17 protein-coding genes and 1 pseudogene are annotated in these 17,260 nt (G+C 61.5%); 9 read left to right on the forward strand and 9 right to left on the reverse strand.

Translation table 11 applies throughout. The annotated features are described in order from the left end of the window. Window positions 1-152: 152 nt before the first annotated feature. From PCOSP_RS20220 to PCOSP_RS20235, 4 genes are all read right to left on the reverse strand, one after another. Entirely contained in the window at window positions 153-767 is a 615-nt protein-coding gene (locus tag PCOSP_RS20220) for a response regulator transcription factor (protein ID WP_139644702.1), read from the reverse strand. A 113-nt stretch (window positions 768-880) separates the two neighbouring features. Then, window positions 881-1,315: a response regulator gene (locus PCOSP_RS20225; RefSeq protein WP_464709410.1), complete on the reverse strand. Its 435-nt coding sequence runs from the start codon at window positions 1,313-1,315 to the stop codon at window positions 881-883. A 148-nt stretch (window positions 1,316-1,463) separates the two neighbouring features. Continuing rightward, complete coding sequence (locus PCOSP_RS20230) at window positions 1,464-4,715, reverse strand: transporter substrate-binding domain-containing protein (RefSeq protein ID WP_464709411.1); 3,252 nt, start codon at window positions 4,713-4,715, stop codon at window positions 1,464-1,466. A gap of 103 nt (window positions 4,716-4,818) precedes the next feature. Further along, complete coding sequence (locus PCOSP_RS20235; protein ID WP_464709412.1) at window positions 4,819-5,121, reverse strand: hypothetical protein; 303 nt, start codon at window positions 5,119-5,121, stop codon at window positions 4,819-4,821. 166 nt (window positions 5,122-5,287) lie between these two features. On the opposite strand from PCOSP_RS20235, the gene tam reads away from it, so the two are divergent. The 3 genes from tam (at window position 5,288) to PCOSP_RS20250 (ending at window position 8,788) form a co-directional block, all read left to right on the forward strand. Then, the gene (gene tam / locus PCOSP_RS20240; RefSeq protein WP_464709413.1) at window positions 5,288-6,070 is read left to right on the forward strand and encodes a trans-aconitate 2-methyltransferase; all 783 of its coding nucleotides are present in this window, start codon (window positions 5,288-5,290) and stop codon (window positions 6,068-6,070) included. Window positions 6,071-6,171: 101 nt separating this feature from the next. Beyond that, entirely contained in the window at window positions 6,172-6,972 is an 801-nt protein-coding gene (locus PCOSP_RS20245; protein WP_139644662.1) for an SDR family oxidoreductase, read from the forward strand. Continuing rightward, window positions 6,965-8,788 carry a glycoside hydrolase family 15 protein gene (locus PCOSP_RS20250; protein ID WP_464709414.1) on the forward strand — a complete coding sequence of 608 codons (1,824 nt, stop codon included), beginning with the start codon at window positions 6,965-6,967 and terminating at the stop codon, window positions 8,786-8,788. The genes PCOSP_RS20245 and PCOSP_RS20250 overlap by 8 nt, the downstream gene beginning before the upstream one ends. A 178-nt stretch (window positions 8,789-8,966) precedes the next feature. Here the strand turns inward: PCOSP_RS20250 and PCOSP_RS20255 are convergent, their stop codons facing one another. Continuing rightward, a complete protein-coding gene (locus PCOSP_RS20255; RefSeq protein ID WP_464711977.1) occupies window positions 8,967-9,326 on the reverse strand; it encodes a DUF6124 family protein in 360 nt (119 codons plus the stop codon). Between the two features lie 436 nt (window positions 9,327-9,762). On the opposite strand from PCOSP_RS20255, the gene PCOSP_RS20260 reads away from it, so the two are divergent. Together PCOSP_RS20260 and PCOSP_RS20265 are read left to right on the forward strand one after the other, a co-directional pair. Beyond that, window positions 9,763-10,140 carry a hypothetical protein gene (locus PCOSP_RS20260; RefSeq protein ID WP_047698505.1) on the forward strand — a complete coding sequence of 126 codons (378 nt, stop codon included), beginning with the start codon at window positions 9,763-9,765 and terminating at the stop codon, window positions 10,138-10,140. A 28-nt stretch (window positions 10,141-10,168) separates the two neighbouring features. After that, window positions 10,169-11,071: an alpha/beta fold hydrolase gene (locus PCOSP_RS20265; protein WP_175386775.1), complete on the forward strand. Its 903-nt coding sequence runs from the start codon at window positions 10,169-10,171 to the stop codon at window positions 11,069-11,071. On the opposite strand, the gene PCOSP_RS20270 is transcribed toward PCOSP_RS20265, so the two are convergent. Next, the gene (locus PCOSP_RS20270; protein ID WP_139644672.1) at window positions 11,040-12,032 is read right to left on the reverse strand and encodes a GlxA family transcriptional regulator; all 993 of its coding nucleotides are present in this window, start codon (window positions 12,030-12,032) and stop codon (window positions 11,040-11,042) included. The two genes, PCOSP_RS20265 and PCOSP_RS20270, sit on opposite strands and share 32 nt — an antisense overlap. Before the next feature lie 98 nt (window positions 12,033-12,130). Between PCOSP_RS20270 and inhA the strand changes: the two genes are divergently transcribed. Beyond that, complete coding sequence (gene inhA / locus PCOSP_RS20275) at window positions 12,131-12,817, forward strand: isonitrile hydratase (protein WP_175386773.1); 687 nt, start codon at window positions 12,131-12,133, stop codon at window positions 12,815-12,817. A 61-nt stretch (window positions 12,818-12,878) separates the two neighbouring features. Here inhA and PCOSP_RS20280 read toward each other — a convergent pair. Next, a pseudogene (locus tag PCOSP_RS20280) lies at window positions 12,879-13,135 on the reverse strand (Atu4866 domain-containing protein). Window positions 13,136-13,163: 28 nt separating this feature from the next. Next, window positions 13,164-13,901: an SDR family oxidoreductase gene (locus tag PCOSP_RS20285; protein WP_175363709.1), complete on the reverse strand. Its 738-nt coding sequence runs from the start codon at window positions 13,899-13,901 to the stop codon at window positions 13,164-13,166. 202 nt (window positions 13,902-14,103) lie between these two features. Between PCOSP_RS20285 and PCOSP_RS20290 the strand changes: the two genes are divergently transcribed. After that, a complete protein-coding gene (locus tag PCOSP_RS20290; RefSeq protein WP_139644680.1) occupies window positions 14,104-15,051 on the forward strand; it encodes an AraC family transcriptional regulator in 948 nt (315 codons plus the stop codon). 176 nt (window positions 15,052-15,227) lie between these two features. After that, window positions 15,228-15,647, forward strand: coding sequence for a hypothetical protein (locus PCOSP_RS20295; RefSeq protein ID WP_464709415.1), 420 nt, complete (start codon window positions 15,228-15,230; stop codon window positions 15,645-15,647). A 485-nt stretch (window positions 15,648-16,132) separates the two neighbouring features. On the opposite strand, the gene PCOSP_RS20300 is transcribed toward PCOSP_RS20295, so the two are convergent. Further along, on the reverse strand, window positions 16,133-16,591 hold the full coding sequence (locus PCOSP_RS20300) for an SRPBCC family protein (protein ID WP_139644684.1): 459 nt from the start codon (window positions 16,589-16,591) through the stop codon (window positions 16,133-16,135). Between the two features lie 154 nt (window positions 16,592-16,745). On the opposite strand from PCOSP_RS20300, the gene PCOSP_RS20305 reads away from it, so the two are divergent. After that, window positions 16,746-17,147, forward strand: coding sequence for a lysozyme inhibitor LprI family protein (locus PCOSP_RS20305; protein WP_464709416.1), 402 nt, complete (start codon window positions 16,746-16,748; stop codon window positions 17,145-17,147). Window positions 17,148-17,260: the final 113 nt, after the last annotated feature.

A 17,260-nucleotide genomic window follows, 5' to 3' on the forward strand; every position in this document is an offset into this window, starting at 1 on the left:
GTGTGGGAGCTGAGCTTGTGTGGGAGCTGAGCTTGCTCGCGATGAAGGTGCCTCGGTCTATCATCGATCGCATTATCGTTCATCGCGAGCAAGCTCAGCTCCCACAACGGCTCACCTGATCAGTGCCTACATAACCCCCATGCTTACGGGGCTCAGAGGTGATTGCGCTTGGCGAAATCCGACAAGCCCACCAGGGTCTTCAGGCCAAGCTTTTCCAGCAGCCGGGTCTTGTAGGTACTCACGGTTTTCGGGCTCAGGTACAGGGATTCGGCGACATCCTTGCCACGCATGCCCATGGACAGCATTCGCAGGATGGATAATTCGCGGGTTGAAAGGCTTTCCAGGGCCTGCTGTTCGGTGCGCTGCTGGAAATCCAGCCTGACGGGCATCTGGGGAAAATAGGAATAACCGGACTTCAAGGCATGAATGGCCTTGGTCAGCTCCTTCAGGTCGCTTTTCTTGGTCACGAAGCCCCTGGCCCCAGCCGAGATGCAGCGGTTGCAGAAGTGTTGCGCATCCTGGGACGTAAACACCAGCACGCCGCACTCGGGGTGCTGGGCCATGATCCAGACCAGCAAGTCCAGGCCATCGAAACCGTTCATCACCAGATCCAGGATCACCAGCTCCGGCGTACGCTCCTTGATCAGGGCCCTGGCATCGAGCACGCCATTGGCGTCCCTGATCTGGGTAAACCCTTCGTTCTGGCAAATCAGCCGCAATGCCCCCCGTATGACAGGGTGGTCATCCACGATCAACACGTCTTTCAAGGCAACTCCCCAGATGAATACAAACAACGCCGATGCCATGCTGCAGCGGACTCTTGCACAAGCGACAGGCCGGGCCACCTGTCAGGTCTGACAGTGCCGACCAATGGTCAGGATCAACCGCCGTGGCTGTGCCTGAGGGGACGACTCCAGGGACGGGGCACCTCACACTCCGCCGGATCGACCCGTGTCATCAGGCGCGCCAGCGCCGCGAGATCAGGCAGCGGCGCAGGATGCAATTGCACGCTTGCCCGCCGCGCGACAGGGACCGACAGGAGGCCGGCCTGCTGCGCGTTGTAGATCATTCCATGGCGCACCTGCGGGTTATCGAGGAAGAAACCCAGCAGGTCCAGAGCCCCTTCCGCCAGGCAGGCATCGACGACCAGCAGGTCGAACGGCTCGATGCCGAACGCCATCAAGGTCATCAGCTCCTGCGCACTGCTCACGGGCGCAATCCGGAAATAGCCCTGTTGGTTGAACAGATACTCAAGCTTCATTCGATGAGAATGGTCTGTATCGGCAATCATGATACGTAGTGTTTTATTCGGCATGACGGGCATCCCAATGACAACGCGACGGGTGTGAACCGACTCGTAAACGTTAAGGGGCCTCAGGCTAGAGGAAGCTTTTGAGGGGCGCTGTAGGACGAGTCCTAAAAACAGTCGGAAAAAGCCCTCCTCGACACTCGGTTGTAGGAAGTCATTCCCGTGGGTGGTCAGGGGAAGCAAGCTCCCTCGTCACATGGCTCTCCAATTGTTCGGTGAGCAAGTCCATGGCCTGGCGCAGGTCACCCACCGCGTTGGCAAGCGACACGCCGTCGGCGCTTCGGCAGGCGTTTTCCAGCGCCTCACAGGCAGCGACCAGGCCTTGCGCCTGGATGATCCGCGCACCGCCCTTGATCCGGTGCGCCAGGTCCGCGAGTCCGGATACATCGTGTCGGGTGAACATGTCGATGAGTCGCACCTTGTCGCCGGCATTGGTGTTGACCAATTCCTCCAGCAGCTTTTTGATCGAGACGGTGTCGCCCCCCGTCAGTTGTTCGAGGCTGGTCAGGTCGAAATTGCCGGTCGACGCAACGGCGCGCGCCTCGTCAGGCGGCGCGCTGAGCGACCCCAGGCGTGCCTGCAGCTCCTTGAGGCCGATAGGCTTGAACAAGCAGTCGTCCATTCCGGCGTCGATGCAGCGATCCTTTTCCTCGGGCTGGGCATTGGCCGTGAACCCAAGGATCACCCCCCGCGACAGCCCTTGGGCCCGCTCTTCGTCGCGAATGGTACGAGCCAGTTCATAGCCGCTCATCAATGGCATGTTGCAGTCGGTGATCACCGCATCGAAATGTGCCGCGCGCCAGGCCTGCAATCCCTGCACACCGTCCCCGGCCTCCTGGACCCGGTGCCCCAGGTAGCTCAGCTGTCGGGACAACAGCAGGCGATTGGCCGGATGGTCATCGATCACCAGGATGTCCAGGGCCTGGGCCGGCACCGGCGCCTCGACCTCGGCCGCTGGTGCTTGCACCTGGGCGTCGAGCACGGGCAGGCGCAGCAGGATCTCGATCTGCGTGCCCGCCCCTGGCACACTGCTCAACGCCAGGGTGCCACCCATCATTTCGCACAGGGTGCGGCTGATCACCAGCCCCAGCCCGGAACCGCTTCGCGCGGACTGGCGATTATTGTCGGCTTGGATGAAGGGGCTGAACAGGCGTTGCTGGTCCTGCAGGGAAATCCCGCTGCCGGTGTCTTCGACCCGCAGGCGAATGCCCAGGCGGTTGTCGTCAGGGCCCGGGACAGCTTGCGCGCTCAGGCGTACCTGGCCTTGATCGGTGAATTTGATCGCGTTGCTCAGCAGGTTCGACACGATCTGCTTGAAGCGCAAGGGATCGATCAGGACATCCTTATCAATCGCCGCGTCCAGATCCAGTTGCAGGCTCAGGTGTTTCTGCCGGGCCAGACCTTCGAACATCCGCGCCACCGACTCGACCAACTGCGCCAGGTTGGCCCGCTCCGGTGCCAGGGACAATCGCCCCGACTCGATACGAGCAATGTCCAGGATGTCACCGATCAAACCGAGCAACCCCTGGGCCGCGTCGGAAGCGACTTCGATGGCAACCCGGTCCACGATGCCCTGGTCGGCTTTTTTCAGGGCCAGTTCCAACATGCCGATCAACGCATTCATCGGCGTGCGGATTTCGTGGCTCATGGTCGCCACGAAGGTGGTCTTGGCCCGATTGGCGTCGTCGGCGCTTTCCTTGGCGACACGTAGCTGCTCCAGCAGCCGACGCAAGTAAACGACCCAGCCCAGGGTCAGCAGCAGCGACAGCGCAGCGATGGCAAACCCCTGGATGATGGTGGTGCGGTTACGCAGCCAGTAGCTGTCGTCGATCACCACTTCACTGCGCCAGCGATTGGTCAGCTCGTCCATTTCTTCGGGGGAGATGCTCAGCAGTGCCTTGTCCAGAATCGAATGCAGCTCCAGTGCATCCCGCCGGGTCGCCAGGGCCACACGCGCCGGCAAGGTGCCCACGGTGCTGGTGATCTGCAACCTGTCACGGTACTGCCGCGAAATCAGGTAACGGGCGCTGATCAGCGAATTGACCGCGCCGTCCACCGTGCCGGCGGCGACCATGGCCATGACATCGGCGGTGTCTTGCGCCGGAACCCACTGCACGCGGGGGTACTGCTCCAGCAGGTACTCACGCAACACATTGCTCCGCGCCAGCGCCAGTCGCTTGTCGTCCATCTGGTCCAGGGTCAGAGGGACCTTGGCCTGGCGCGGCGTCACCAACACGAATGGCGTACTCAGGTACGGTCGGGTAAAGCGCAAGGCATCCTCGAACTCAGGGGTCACCGGCGCCGCCGCCAGGACATCGGCCTGGCCGCTCCTGACCTGCTCGATCAGGCCATCAAGCGAACTGCCCCGCTGGAGGTTGAACTTCAGGCCGGTACGCAAGCTGATCCTGGCCAGCACATCGGCGCTGATACCGCGAACATGGTCCTGGTCATCGACGAACGTCAGCGGCGGGAAATGTTCGTTGACGGCCACCGTGATCCGCGGATGCGCATCCAGCCAACGCTGTTCATTGACGCTGAAATGCAGCGCCTGCTGCCCCGGCATGCTGGCGCCACCAGCACTCCAGCGCCGCAGGATGCTCATGCGTTCACCGGTAGGGATTGCTTGCAGGGCGGCATCGACGATGCGCAACAAGCGCGGATTGTCACGTTTGATCGCGAAGGCGAACGGCTGCACCTCCATGCGGGAAAAATCCGCCAGTTGGATATTGTTCAGGTAGTTCTTGCTGATCAGGTAGTTGGCACTGATCGAATCCCCCAGGTAGGCATCGGCCTGACCGAACGCCACTGCGCCAATGGCACTCAAGGTCGAGGGATACAACTGCAAGGTGGCATCGGGATAGAACGCCTCGACCTTGGCCGGCGGCAAATAGTGGTACAGCATCGCCAACCGTTTACCCGCCAGGTCCGGGGGCAAGTCCTGGCTGTCATCAATGCGCGCCACGAGGGTGGGCAAGTCATCGGCGTACGCCTGGGACATGATCAATTCCGGGTCATCGGCTTCGAAGCCGTTGGCGGTACCCAGCAAGTCGATCTCACCGCTGTGCAGCGCCTGGAGCGATTCGGTACGGGACGGGTACCGCCGCACTTGCACCTCGACCTGCAGCAACTGCCCGAGCAACTGGACATAGTCGGCGGTCAGCCCCTCATAATCGTTGCCATTACCGGTGATGCTGAACGGTGAGTAATCTGGTGCCGAGGCGCCGACCCACAACCTGCCCTTCTGCCGTAACCAGACCCGGTCGGCCTCATCCAGGGACACTGAATAGTCATCCACATGGGAGCGCCCGAGCACGTGCAGCGATTCGGGGGCTGCGCCAACCTGTGGCGCCACACTCAATGAGCCCAGCAACAGCGCCACCAGGCCCGTGCGTAGAAGCAGCATCATCTGAATCAGGTTTTCGCCTGGCGAAGTCGACCCCGACACCTATTGTTTTCATATCGGGTCAGGGGAAGCGGCTGATAGGTTCAGACCCGCGTTCGGTTCCCGGTCAGGTCGGCGCCGGAATCTTGCTCGCTGCGATGGCGAGGTCAATCAACGCCTGCCTGTCATCGGCGTCCACATCGTGATCACCATCGATATCGCCATGCGCCGAAACCTTGTCGAACGGCCCTCCTGGCGTCGTCCTGAAGACACGCACGCTGTAGGACGAGATGATCGAGTCGCGGAACTCGTTGTCAGGGTCGTCATCGACGAAGCCAACCATACGCGTCACGAAATCGATCTCTACCGCCCGGTAGGTCTGGCCGGTTTTCTCGGTCAATGTAATCAGGATGCCCTTGCTGGTTTCCATTCAATGACTCCTTTACGGATGCCCTTATGTCATTGAGCAATGTATTCCGGGTCAACCGGCCTGTCTGCTGTAAGAACTAACAGGTGCGCGCCTCATCCCCCTTGGCCTTTATACTGCCGCGACCCGATTCGATCCGCCGCCCTTCGATCCGACAAAGGAGAACGCCATGAGCTGGTCCGCCCGGCAATACGTCACGTTTGAACAGGAACGCACCCGCCCTGCCCGGGACCTGCTGGCCGCCATTCCTCCTTTGGAAGCGCGCTCGGTGATCGACCTGGGTTGCGGCCCCGGCAACTCCACGGAACTGTTGGTGGAGCATTTCAACGGGGCAACGGTGCGCGGCCTGGACAGTTCCGGCGACATGGTCGACGCGGCTCGCCAGCGCCTGCCCGCCGTGGCGTTCGACATCGCCGATATCGGCCAATGGGACGAGCCCGGGCCATTCGATGTGATCTTCGCCAACGCCGTGCTGCAATGGCTGCCCGACCACGCCAGCCTGCTGCCGTCGCTGGTGAACAAACTCGCGCCGGGCGGCACCTTGGCGATCCAGATGCCCGACACGCTCCATCAACCGTCCCACCGCTTGATGCGCGATATTGCCGCCAGCGGCCCCTGGGCCCACCTATTGGCCGGGGCGGCCGATACCCGCACGGAAGTGGCCGACGCCAGCACGTATTATTCGATCCTGAAGCCCCATTGCAGCCGCGTCGATGTGTGGCACACCACCTACCATCACCCATTGGCCGGCGGCGCCGCGGGTGTGGTGGAGTGGTTCAAGGGCAGCGGTTTGCGGCCGTTTCTCGACCCATTGGACGAGGGGCAGCGTGCGCAGTACCTGAAGCAGTACCTCCGCGCCATCGAACAGGCCTACCCGGCCCTGGACGATGGTACGGTGCTGCTACCGTTTCCACGGGTGTTCATGGTTGCGACGCGCGAGGAAGCCGCGTAGGGGGCAAGCCCGGAGGAACATGAAGACCGCCTCCCCCAACTGAACTCTGCAGGCCCCGCGCCAGTCAGCAGGTAAGGCCCTCAGTCCAAGGTGCTAAACCCATGCAGATTTCCCTCGCGCAACAAGTTGCCCTCGTCACCGGCGCCAGCTCCGGCATCGGCGCGGGCTCGGCCAGGGCTCTGGCCGCCGCAGGTGCCGCCGTGGTGCTCAATTACCATTCCAACGCGGCCCCGGCCGAAGCGCTGGCTCGCGAGATCAATGAGAACGGCGGACGCGCCATCGCCCTCGGCGCCGACGTGTCCCAGGAACCAGAGGTCGAGCGGCTGTTCACCCAGACTCTGGAGGCTTTCGGTACGCTGGACATCCTGGTCGCCAACTCCGGCCTGCAAAAAGACGCCGCCGCCGTCGACATGAGCCTGGACGACTGGAACACCGTGATCGGCGTCAACCTCACCGGCCAGTTCCTCTGCGCCCGCGCCGCGCTGCGGATCTTCAACCGCCAGGGCATTCGCCAGGGCGTTTCCCGGGCAGCCGGGAAAATCATCCACATGAGTTCGGTCCACCAGCGCATCCCCTGGGCTGGGCACGTCAACTACGCGGCGTCCAAGGGCGGCATCGACCTGTTGATGCAGAGCCTGGCCCAGGAAACCAGTCACCAGCGCATCCGCATCAACAGCATCGCCCCTGGCGCCATCCGCACCGCCATCAACCGTGAGGTCACCGAAGACGAACAGGGGCAAAAGCTGCTGGAGCTGATTCCTTACGGGCGCATTGGCGACGTCGAGGATGTTGCCAACGCAGTGGTCTGGCTGGCGTCGGACCTTTCCGATTATGTGGTAGGCACCACGCTGTTCATCGATGGCGGGATGAGCCTTTATCCGGGGTTTCGCGACAATGGCTGAACATGACGAACCACAGAGCCCCATTGAAAACCATGGCATCATCGGCGACATGCGCAGTGCCGCGCTGGTCAACGACCGGGGCAGCGTCGACTTTTTCTGCTGGCCGGAATTCGACAGCCCCTCGATCTTCTGTTCACTGCTGGATACTCCGCAAGCAGGCATTTTCCAGATCTGCCCCGACCTGCCGGACGCCCGGCGCCAGCAGATCTACCTGCCCGATACCAACGTGCTGCAAACCCGCTGGCTGAGCGACGGCGTGGTGGTGGAAATCACCGACCTGTTGCCCATTGGCGACACCGAGGATGACTTGCCGGTGCTGATGCGCAAGGTGCACATGGCGGTCGGCCACGCGACGTTTCGCATGCGCTGCGCGGTGCGCCATGACTACGCCCGGGCGACCACCACCGCGCATCTGGAAGGCGCCCACGTGTGCTTCAAGGCGCAGGGGCAACCGAGTCTGCGCCTGCGTTCAGACCAGGCCATGACCCTGGACGGCAACGCGGCGGTGGCCGAATTCACCCTGCAGGAAGGCCAGAGTGCCGAGTTCCTGTTGGGCGGCATCGACGACCCCAGGCTTCAGGACAATGTCAGCGCGATATGCCTGGAACGCACCTTGGCGTTCTGGCGCGGCTGGATCGGCCAGTCCAATTACCGGGGCCGCTGGCGGGAAACAGTCAACCGTTCCGCCCTCGCGCTGAAGCTGCTGACCTCGCGCAAACACGGCGCCATCCTGGCCGCCGCCACCTTCGGCCTGCCGGAAACACGCGGCGGCGAGCGCAACTGGGATTACCGCTACACCTGGATCCGCGATGCCTCGTTCACCGTCTACGCGTTCATGCGCCTGGGCTTCGTCGAAGAGGCCAATGCCTACATGCGCTGGATGCGCGGACGGGTCAGTGACTGCCACGGGCAACCGGTCAAACTCAACATCCTGTATGGCCTCGACGGCAGGCAGGAATTGCCGGAAACCGAGCTGTCGCACCTGAGCGGCTTCGGCAACGCACAGCCGGTGCGCATCGGCAACCAGGCCTACGAGCAAGTGCAATTGGACATCTACGGCGAGTTGATGGACGCGGTGTACCTGGTCAACAAATACGGCGAAGCCATTTCCCACCAAGGCTGGAAACATACCGTGGAGGTGATCGACCAGGTGTGCGAAATCTGGCAGGACAAGGACGTGGGAATCTGGGAAATGCGCGGCGATAAACAGGATTTCCTGCATTCGCGCCTCATGTGCTGGGTGGCGGTCGACCGTGCCATCCGACTCGCTGGCAAACGCTCCCTGCCCGCGCCGTTCAGCCGCTGGGACGAGACTCGCCAGGCCATCTACAAAGACATCTGGACCCGTTTCTGGAACGAGGAATGCCAGCATTTCGTCCAGCGCCTGGGCAGCACCGCCCTGGATGGCTCGATGCTGTTGATGCCGCTGGTGCGCTTTGTCAGCGCCCAGGACCCACGCTGGCTGTCCACCCTCGACGCCATCGAAAAGCATCTGGTGCGCGACGGCATGGTGTACCGCTACCGCAACGACGATGACCCCATCGATGGCCTCAGCGGCACCGAGGGTTCGTTCGTTGCCTGCTCGTTCTGGTACGTCGAATGCCTGGCCCGTGCCGGCCGTGTGGAAAAAGCCCAACTGGAATTCGAACAACTGCTGCGCTACGCCAATCCGCTGGGCCTATACGCCGAAGAGTTCGACGGCCACGGTTATCACCTGGGCAACACACCCCAGGCCCTGAGCCATCTGGCGTTGATCAGCGCGGCGAGTTTCCTGGATCGCAAGTTGAGTGGGGAGAAGAACAACTGGCAGCCATGAGCCAGACTGACGCCACCCTCGAGTGAACACCGCCTTGTGGCGAGGGGATTTATCCCCGCTGGGCAGCGCAGCGGCCCCAAAACTGCCAGTTCGGTGTGTCAGCTTGATCGGGGTGAGCCTGATGTGGGCTGCTACGCAGCCCAGCGGGGATAAATCCCCTCGCCACAAAAGCGATATGTCAGGCCGCTGGCTCGATGTCATCCAGCGCACGATTGGCCAGCAACGTACCCAACTCAATCAACTGCTGAATACCCAACGCCACATGCCGCCGGGACCCTTCCAGCTCGAACGCCAGGTCACTGGCCATCGCATTGGCCGACGCCAGGGTTTCGCTGAGGCTGGTCAACACCGATTCGGTATTGATGCCCGGAACCACCGAAAAGACCTGGCCGTCGTGGGTGTCGGATTTAGCTTCGGTTGTTGGAGAGAGATGCACGCTCAGCGCACGATCGGCGGCCTCACGAAGTTTTCTTGAATCAAGGTTTGTGTAGGCAGAGAGATTTTCGGCCTTGGGCGGATTGGGGGTAATTTTGACCACTGTGAAACTCCATTCAAATGTGGAGCTCGCCATTTCCGCGACCAAGCAGAGGGTGGCGAACTGTACGCAGGTTGGTCGACCAGGGAATGGAAACCCGGCAGGGCCCGAAGCCCTCCCACGCACAGCCAGCCATAAAGCAGACAGCCGCTTGCGCGGCATTGTGCGCCATTCTAAACCCGGACGACCAAGCCCGGTCGCTGATTTTGCAGCGACCGGCAGAGCCTATCTCCACCGCTTCCTAACCGACAACCGCCGCGACTCGTCAGAAATTTCCTGTTCACAGGATTTTTTGTAGGGCCACAGATCCATCAGGGTATTCACCCCATTCATCGCCACGCCCCCTTTCAAGTTGCCAGCCCTCCAAACCCCTCCTAAGATCGATGCTCTCACGGGTGCAGCGGAGCTGCCCGATAAAAACCCGACTCAAGGATCAGGCATGACCTACGTGAAACGCACCATCGACACCCCGCCCCGTACCGGCCTGACCCGGGAAGACCTCTGGGAAGGCCAGGACAAGGGCTTGATCAAGTGTTGGGAAATCGGCCGCGACCGGGCGACGAAATTCCCGGAGCTGGCGCAACGTTGCCTGGCCGGAGAACTGCCGGTGCTGGGCTGGAAAGGCGGGGTCAACCGCAGCCTGAAGAAAAACGAAAAATTCGGCTGTCTAAAATACCTCGCCCAATGGCAAGGCTTGCGCGGTGAAGACCTGGACATCGACTTGTCCCAGGAACGCACACTGACCTGCACCAGCACGAAGATGATCGTGACGTTCACGCCAGATCGGGCCAAATACGTGAATCAGGAACCCGCCTGAGCGCAACCGGGCGCTGCCGGAGGCCGACATGAACCAGGATCCCAAGATCAGTTTCGCAGTAACGCCACTGCTGCGCATCGCCTATGAAGAGCACGGTCCCGCCAGCGGCGAGCCGGTCATTCTGCTGCACGGCTTTCCTTATGATCCCAGGGCCTTCGATGAAGTCGCGCCGGTCTTGGCCCTGCGTGGCTACCGGGTCATCGTGCCCTACCTGCGCGGCTATGGCCCGACCCGGTTCAACAACCCGGCGATCATGCGTTCCGGCCAGCAAGCCGCGCTGGCCCAGGACCTGTTGGACCTGATGCATGCACTCAACATCCCCCAGGCAGCGCTATGCGGCTACGACTGGGGCGGCCGAGCGGCGTGCATCGTGGCGGCGCTGTGGCCCGAGCGCGTGCGCTGCCTGGTCACCGGCGATGGCTACAACCTGCAGGATATTCCCCGGTCAACCCAACCGCTGGATCCGCAGACGGAACATCGCTTGTGGTACCAGTATTATTTCCATACCGCCCGGGGCGTGGAAGGCCTGAGGCAGAACCGACGTGAGTTGTGTGAGTGGCTCTGGCGCCTGTGGTCACCGACCTGGAAGCGCGGCGCAGAGCTGTATCCACTCAGCGCGCCCTCTTTCGACAACCCGGACTTCGTCGACGTGGTGATTCATTCCTACCGCCATCGGTTCCTGTACGCGCCGGGGGATCCGACCCTTGAATGGATGGAGGAACAGCTCACGGCGCAACCGGACATCAGCGTGCCCAGCATTTCCCTGTGCGGAGCCGACGACGGCGTGGGACCAGCCCCTGAACAGGATGAAGACGCCAGGCACTTCAGCGGTCCGTACGAGCGTCGACTGCTGAGCGGCGTGGGTCACAACATTCCCCAAGAGGCCCCCGAGGCCACGATCAAGGCACTGCTGGATCTGCTTGAAGGCTGACAGCGAAACGCTCGCGATACGCCTGGGGCGTCACCCCCATGGCCCGCAGGAAACTGCGGCGCAGGGTTTCTTCACTGCCGAAGCCACATTGCACTGCCACCCGCTTGATCGGCACGCCGGTGTCGGACAACAGGCGGCGGGCGGTTTCCACACGAATCAATTCTACCGCCCGCGCCGGAGTCTGGCCGGTCTCGGCGCGATAGTGACGGACAAAACTGCGTTCGCTCATGCCCGCCTGGGCAGCCAGGTTGGGCAGGCCCAGGTCCTGGGTGAGGTTTTCGGCGATCCAGGCGTGCAGTTCGTCAAAACGGCTGCCCTGATTCTGTAGCGACAAGGTCACGCTGAACTGCGATTGCCCGCCCGGCCGCTTGAGGAAAACCACCAACTGCCGGGCGACCTCCAGGGCCACGGCGCGACCCAGGTCGTCTTCCACCAGCGCCAGGGCCAGGTCGATGCCCGCCGTCACCCCGGCCGAGGTCCAGACCGGGCCATCGTTGATGAAAATCGGATTGGGCTCGACACGTAGTTGCGGATGCTGCTCGGCCAGTTGTTCGCAACGCGTCCAGTGGGTAACCACCCGACGCCCGTCCAGCCAACCGCTGGCGGCCAGCAGGAACGCCCCGGTGCACACCGAGGCCACTCGCCGCGAACGCTGGCCTTGGTCTTTGACCCAGGCCACCAGCGTCGGGTCCTTCGCCGCCTCGTACACACCCCAGCCGCCAGCGATCAACAAGGTGTCGCTGCCTTCGGTCGGCAACGGCTCGGCCATCAACGCCAAACCCGCCGAAGACACCACCGCGCCACCACCGGCGGCGATCACCGTCGGCGCGTACGGCAATGGCAGGCCTCGCTGGCGGGCCATATCGTTGGCCGAGGCAAATACCTGCAAAGGCCCAGTGACATCGAGCACTTGCACGTTGGCAAAAGCCAGTACATGAACGGTTTTCGGTGGATTGGGCATGTTGGCGTAATTCGTGGGCTTATTGGCGTATGCGCCAGAGCCTACGGACCTAAAGTAGAACCGTCCACCCCCCGGGCATTATCCAAAGGAGAAGCGCCATGACATTGCAGATCGGTTTGCTGTTATTCCCCCAGGTCCAACAGCTGGACCTTACCGGCCCTTATGACGTGTTGGCCTCGTTGCCGGACGTAAAGGTACACCTGATCTGGAAAGACCTGGCGCCGGTCACCTCCAGCACCGGGCTGGTGTTGTTGCCCACCACCACGTTCGAAGACTGCCCGAAGCTGGACGTGATCTGCGTCCCCGGTGGCAGTGGCGTTGGCCCGTTGATGGAAGACGAGCAGACGCTGGCGTTCATCAAGCGCCAGGCCAGCCAAGCGCAATACATCACGTCAGTGTGCACGGGGGCGCTGGTGCTCGGTGCGGCGGGCCTGTTGCAAGGGAAACGAGCCACCACCCATTGGGCCTACCACAGTTTGCTGTCCACCCTGGGCGCAACCCCGATCAAGGACCGCGTAGTGCGTGACGGCAAATTGATCACCGGTGGCGGTATCACCGCCGGAATCGATTTTGCCTTGACCCTGGCGGCTGAATTGTTCGATCAGGACACCGCCGAACTGGTCCAGCTGCAACTCGAATATGCCCCGGCCCCACCCTTTGACGCCGGCTGCCCGGACACCGCGCCAGCGCAAATACTGGAGGAAGCCAAACGGCGCGCGGCGGAGTCGTTCCGGGTACGCTCGCAGATCACCCAGCGTGCGGCGGCGCGGTTGGAATTGGCGTAACGATCGGTAAAACCTGTGGCGAGGGGATTCATTCCCTCGCCACCCCATATCGCCGTGTGCCTCACTCCTCCTGGCGATACAAGACCATCCCTGCGTGATAAAGCACGCCTTCACGAAAATCCCCGTCGGCGGTAAACCCGGTGTCGTCGTGGTACTCGATATGATCGTCCTGCAACCAATAGTCGCCCTGGTATGCACGCTCACGCGAACCTCGCGCTTCGTCATAGCGTCCCCCGGCAGCAGCCGATGGCGGATCACGCCATCGGCCGTCACCCACAGGCCGACAAATTTGTCCTGGTCACCCGATGTTTTTCTCATGGGAGCATCTCCTGTCGGTCTGGTCGATTCAGAATGGGCTGGCGGTTGGCCGGACGATCAGTTCGCTGACGTCCACATCCGCTGGTTGCTCGATGGCATAGGCAATTGCCCGGGCGATGGCCTCGGCGGGTATGGCGATCCTGCGGAACTCGCGCATTTCGGCGCGTCCCCCTTCATCGGAAATACTCTCGGCCAGTTCCGATTCGGTCACGCCGGGCGCAATCACCGTCACCCGCACATCACCGCCGACCTCCTGGCGCAACCCTTCGGAAATGGCCCGCACGGCATACTTGGTGGCGCAATACACAGCGGCGGTGGGGCTGACGGCGTAGGCCCCAATGGACGCAATGTTGATGAACTGGCCGCTGCGCTGACGCTGCATCAATGGCAGGCCGGCCGCGATGCCATGAAGCACCCCACGGATGTTGACGTCGATCATCCGATCCCACTCGTCGACTTTCAGCGCCTCAAGTTTGGAGAGCGGCATGACGCCGGCGTTGTTGATGATCACATCCACCTTGCCGAAACGCTCGACGGCGAAGTCGATCAGGCTCTGGACATCGTCGCGACGGGTCACGTCTACGGCCTTGCAGACCGCCTGCTGGCCAGAGGCTTCGAGCTCCTGGACCAGCGCTTGCAGACGATCGACGCGCCGCGCGCCAAGTACAACACGGGCACCGCGAGCGGCCAGCAGACGTGCTGCGGCTTCGCCAATCCCGCTGCTGGCACCGGTAATCACGACTACTTTGTTTTGGATATCGGACATGATGGTTTCCTCGTCTGGGTGTGTTCGCCCCCTAAGGGAGCGTTTTGACAGGTCCAGATTAAGGAGGCAGCCGATGGCGGGGTTAGCCGGATCCTCCTGCGCGCTTGCACGATCCTGTAGCGATAGAACCGACTATGGCTGCCGGCCGCGCAATAGGTTCTACTAGCGCGATCCATTTATTTGGCCAGGGAGATTGATTGGCATGTCGGTATCCACGTCCATACAGATTGCGCCAGACGACAGCGTCAACCAGCGCCGCGCCGAGCTGGCGGCGCTGATGAAACGTTTTGCGCCAAAAAATGGGGTATTCCCCACGGCCATCGGCACCTTGAACCTGATTCGCAGCGACCAGCCAACCGATGCCCTGCATGTCGTGCACAAGCCGGGCCTGTGCGTGATCATCGAGGGGAGCAAGGAAGTACGGCTGGCGGATGAGTGCTACGTCTATGATCCACTCAATTACCTGGTGGTCTCGGTCACACTGCCACTGGCCGGACAGGTCATCGAAGCCAGCCCCGAGCGTCCTTACCTGTGCATTCGCCTGGACATCGAGCCGGCACAGATCTGCCGCCTGATCGCAGACGCCAGCCCTATTGGAGTACCCGCTCAACAGGCCGGCCGTGGGCTGTTCCTGGACCGCATTGATGCGCCGCTACTCGACGCGGTGTTGCGCCTGCTGCGATTACTGGAGAGCCCAGACGACATAGCCGCCTTGGCTCCTCTGGCCCAGCAGGAGATTTTCTACCGTCTGCTGCGCGGCGCCCAAGGCCAGCGCTTGCATGAGATCGCCATTCCCGACACCCAGGCCCATCGCATCAGTCGCGCTATCGAGTGGCTCAATACTCATTACACCGAGCCGCTGAGCATCGACAGCTTGGCGCAAATGATCAATCTCAGCCCTTCGGCGCTGCATCATCGCTTCAAAGCCGTCACCGCCATGAGCCCGTTGCAGTATCAGAAACAACTGCGCTTGCAGGAAGCCCGGCGGTTGCTGCTGGAGAAAAACAGCGACGTTTCGTCAATCGGCTACAAGATGGGCTATGAAAGCCCTTCGCAGTTCAGCCGGGAGTACAGCCGTCTATTTGGCGCATCTCCGAGCAAGGACATCGCTCGCCTGCGAGCCCAGGCGCAGCAAGCCAGCAGCGCCTGATTCCGACACACAAACAGGATCAGGCAAATCCAGGACAGTATCCGTCTAACGATCACCCCTTCCCCGTCCCTAATCTGAACCCATGCAGCAAGACCACCGTCGCGCTGCAACGGGTTCAGCAGATGACGACATCTGAATGACCCGGCACTCAACCTTGATATGACCGGAGTCTTACCATGAAAACTTTCAGCACCTTGATCGCCGCTACCGCCTTCGCCCTGAGCACCAGTGCCTTCGCCTTGCCGAGCCAGCAACCGGATCATTTCTTTACCCAGGCTTCGGACTACCGGCAGACGATGGCTGCTGATGGCGCAGAACGCACTCCTGGGGGCCAGGCTCTGGCGGCCGATGGCGCAGAACGCACTCCTGGGGGCCAGGCTCTGGCGGCCGATGGCGCAGAACGCACTCCTGGGGGCCAGGCTCTGGCGGCCGATGGCGCAGAACGCACTCCTGGGGGCCAGGCTCTGGCGGCCGATGGCGCAGAACGCACTCCTGGGGGCCAGGCTCTGGCGGCCGATGGCGCAGAACGCACTCCTGGGGGCCAGGCTCTGGCGGCCGATGGCGCGGACCGGACCATGACAGGCCGCCTGGCATGATCAGAGCCACCTTCGTCCAAACGAAAAAAAACCCGCCGAAGCGGGTTTTTTGAGGACCAATTTGACTCCCTGTCTGGCATTCCGTGCCTGGTCCCATCATCCATGATCCCGAGCACTCCCTGTACTCAGTGGATGGACACAGATTAAGCCCATGACCGTCCTGGAAAAAGACGAGAACGCAGTGCCTATGCGTAAGCCTTTCGCCATACAACGCCGCTACAGCTTTTTATAGGCGAAAAAAAACCCGCCTAAGCGGGTTTTTCCAAGACCATTACGACTCCCTGTCGATAGCCATCCATGCAAGGTCGATCGTCCCTGATTCTGAGCACTCCCTGTGCTTCAGTGGATGAATACAGATTACGCGTCGGATCCAAAGTGCAATAGTCGACATCACTACCATCGCGTGTAAGACATTCGCCATACCACCCTTCCGATTCCCCTTAGTTACCCTCAGGGATCACCATCAATCGTCGATAGGACCGTCCTCAAGACTTGTTAAGGAACTCCTCGATATTGGCCATCTGCTCATCCCAGCCACGGCTGTCCATGCGGAAAGCCTTGAGTCGGCGTGCTTCGGGAATGCCGTCAAACCCCGACTCCACCACCTTGAGCAAAGTGCCTCCGTCGATGTCTTCCAGTTCGAATTGAACCCGCGTCTCGGGCTCCTGAGAGTAATCCACCTGGGGTTCGATGGCGTAGGGATGCCAGCGAAACGAGAACACCCGCTCAGGCTCGACCCGCTCTACCGCCACGTCCCAGGTAAGATGCTCATAACCGGGATAAGTGATCTGCCCCTGGGTCCGTTCACCAGCCACAAACCGCTTACCCTCCAGGGCCACGCCGAACCATTGGCCAAAGGCTTCGGCATTGGCCAGGGCACGCCAGACCTGGGAGCGCGGCGCCTTGAGCAAGATCTTTCTTTCGATGCGATCGGATAAATGCATGGGTCACCTCCTGTGTTCAACAGTAGGCTTGTAAGACCACAAGGCCAACCGGAAAGTTGTATCAGACCGTTGTTTGAGTATGGGCCGATGACTGAAACCTAAAGCAGCGAGGTAAACTCCTCCGGCTTTTCCCCCCTTCAAGGAGAGATCGACCATGTCCTCACGCTTGCTACTGGCCCTGACACCGTTATTGTTTGTCGCCCTGGCCCAAGCCGACGACTGCGCCAATACCACCACCCAAGGCGAGATGAACCAATGCGCGGCCCAAGAGAAGAATGCCGCCGACAACGAGCTGAATAGCTTGTACAAGCAGATCACAGCGCGCCTGAAAGACAATCCCGAGGGCAAGCAGTTACTGGTCAAGGCACAGCGGGCCTGGATCGGTTTCCGTGACACTGAGTGCAAGTTCTCTGCGTCCGGGGTCGAGGGTGGCAGCGTCTATCCGCTGATCTACAGCAACTGCATCACGGCGCTCACCAAGGCGCGGGTGGAGACCTTCAAGACCTACCTCAAGTGCAAGGAAGGGGACCTGAGCTGCCCGGTACCCGAGGCGTAGACGCTTCACCTTACGCAGTTAAACGGGTGCCTATCGATGCAATAGACACCTGGTCTGCACACTCGCGGTGAGTGCTAACTTTTTTGAGAGCAAAAACAAAACCCCTACCTGCC

It is taken from the genome of Pseudomonas sp. MAFF 730105 (assembly GCF_055380705.1).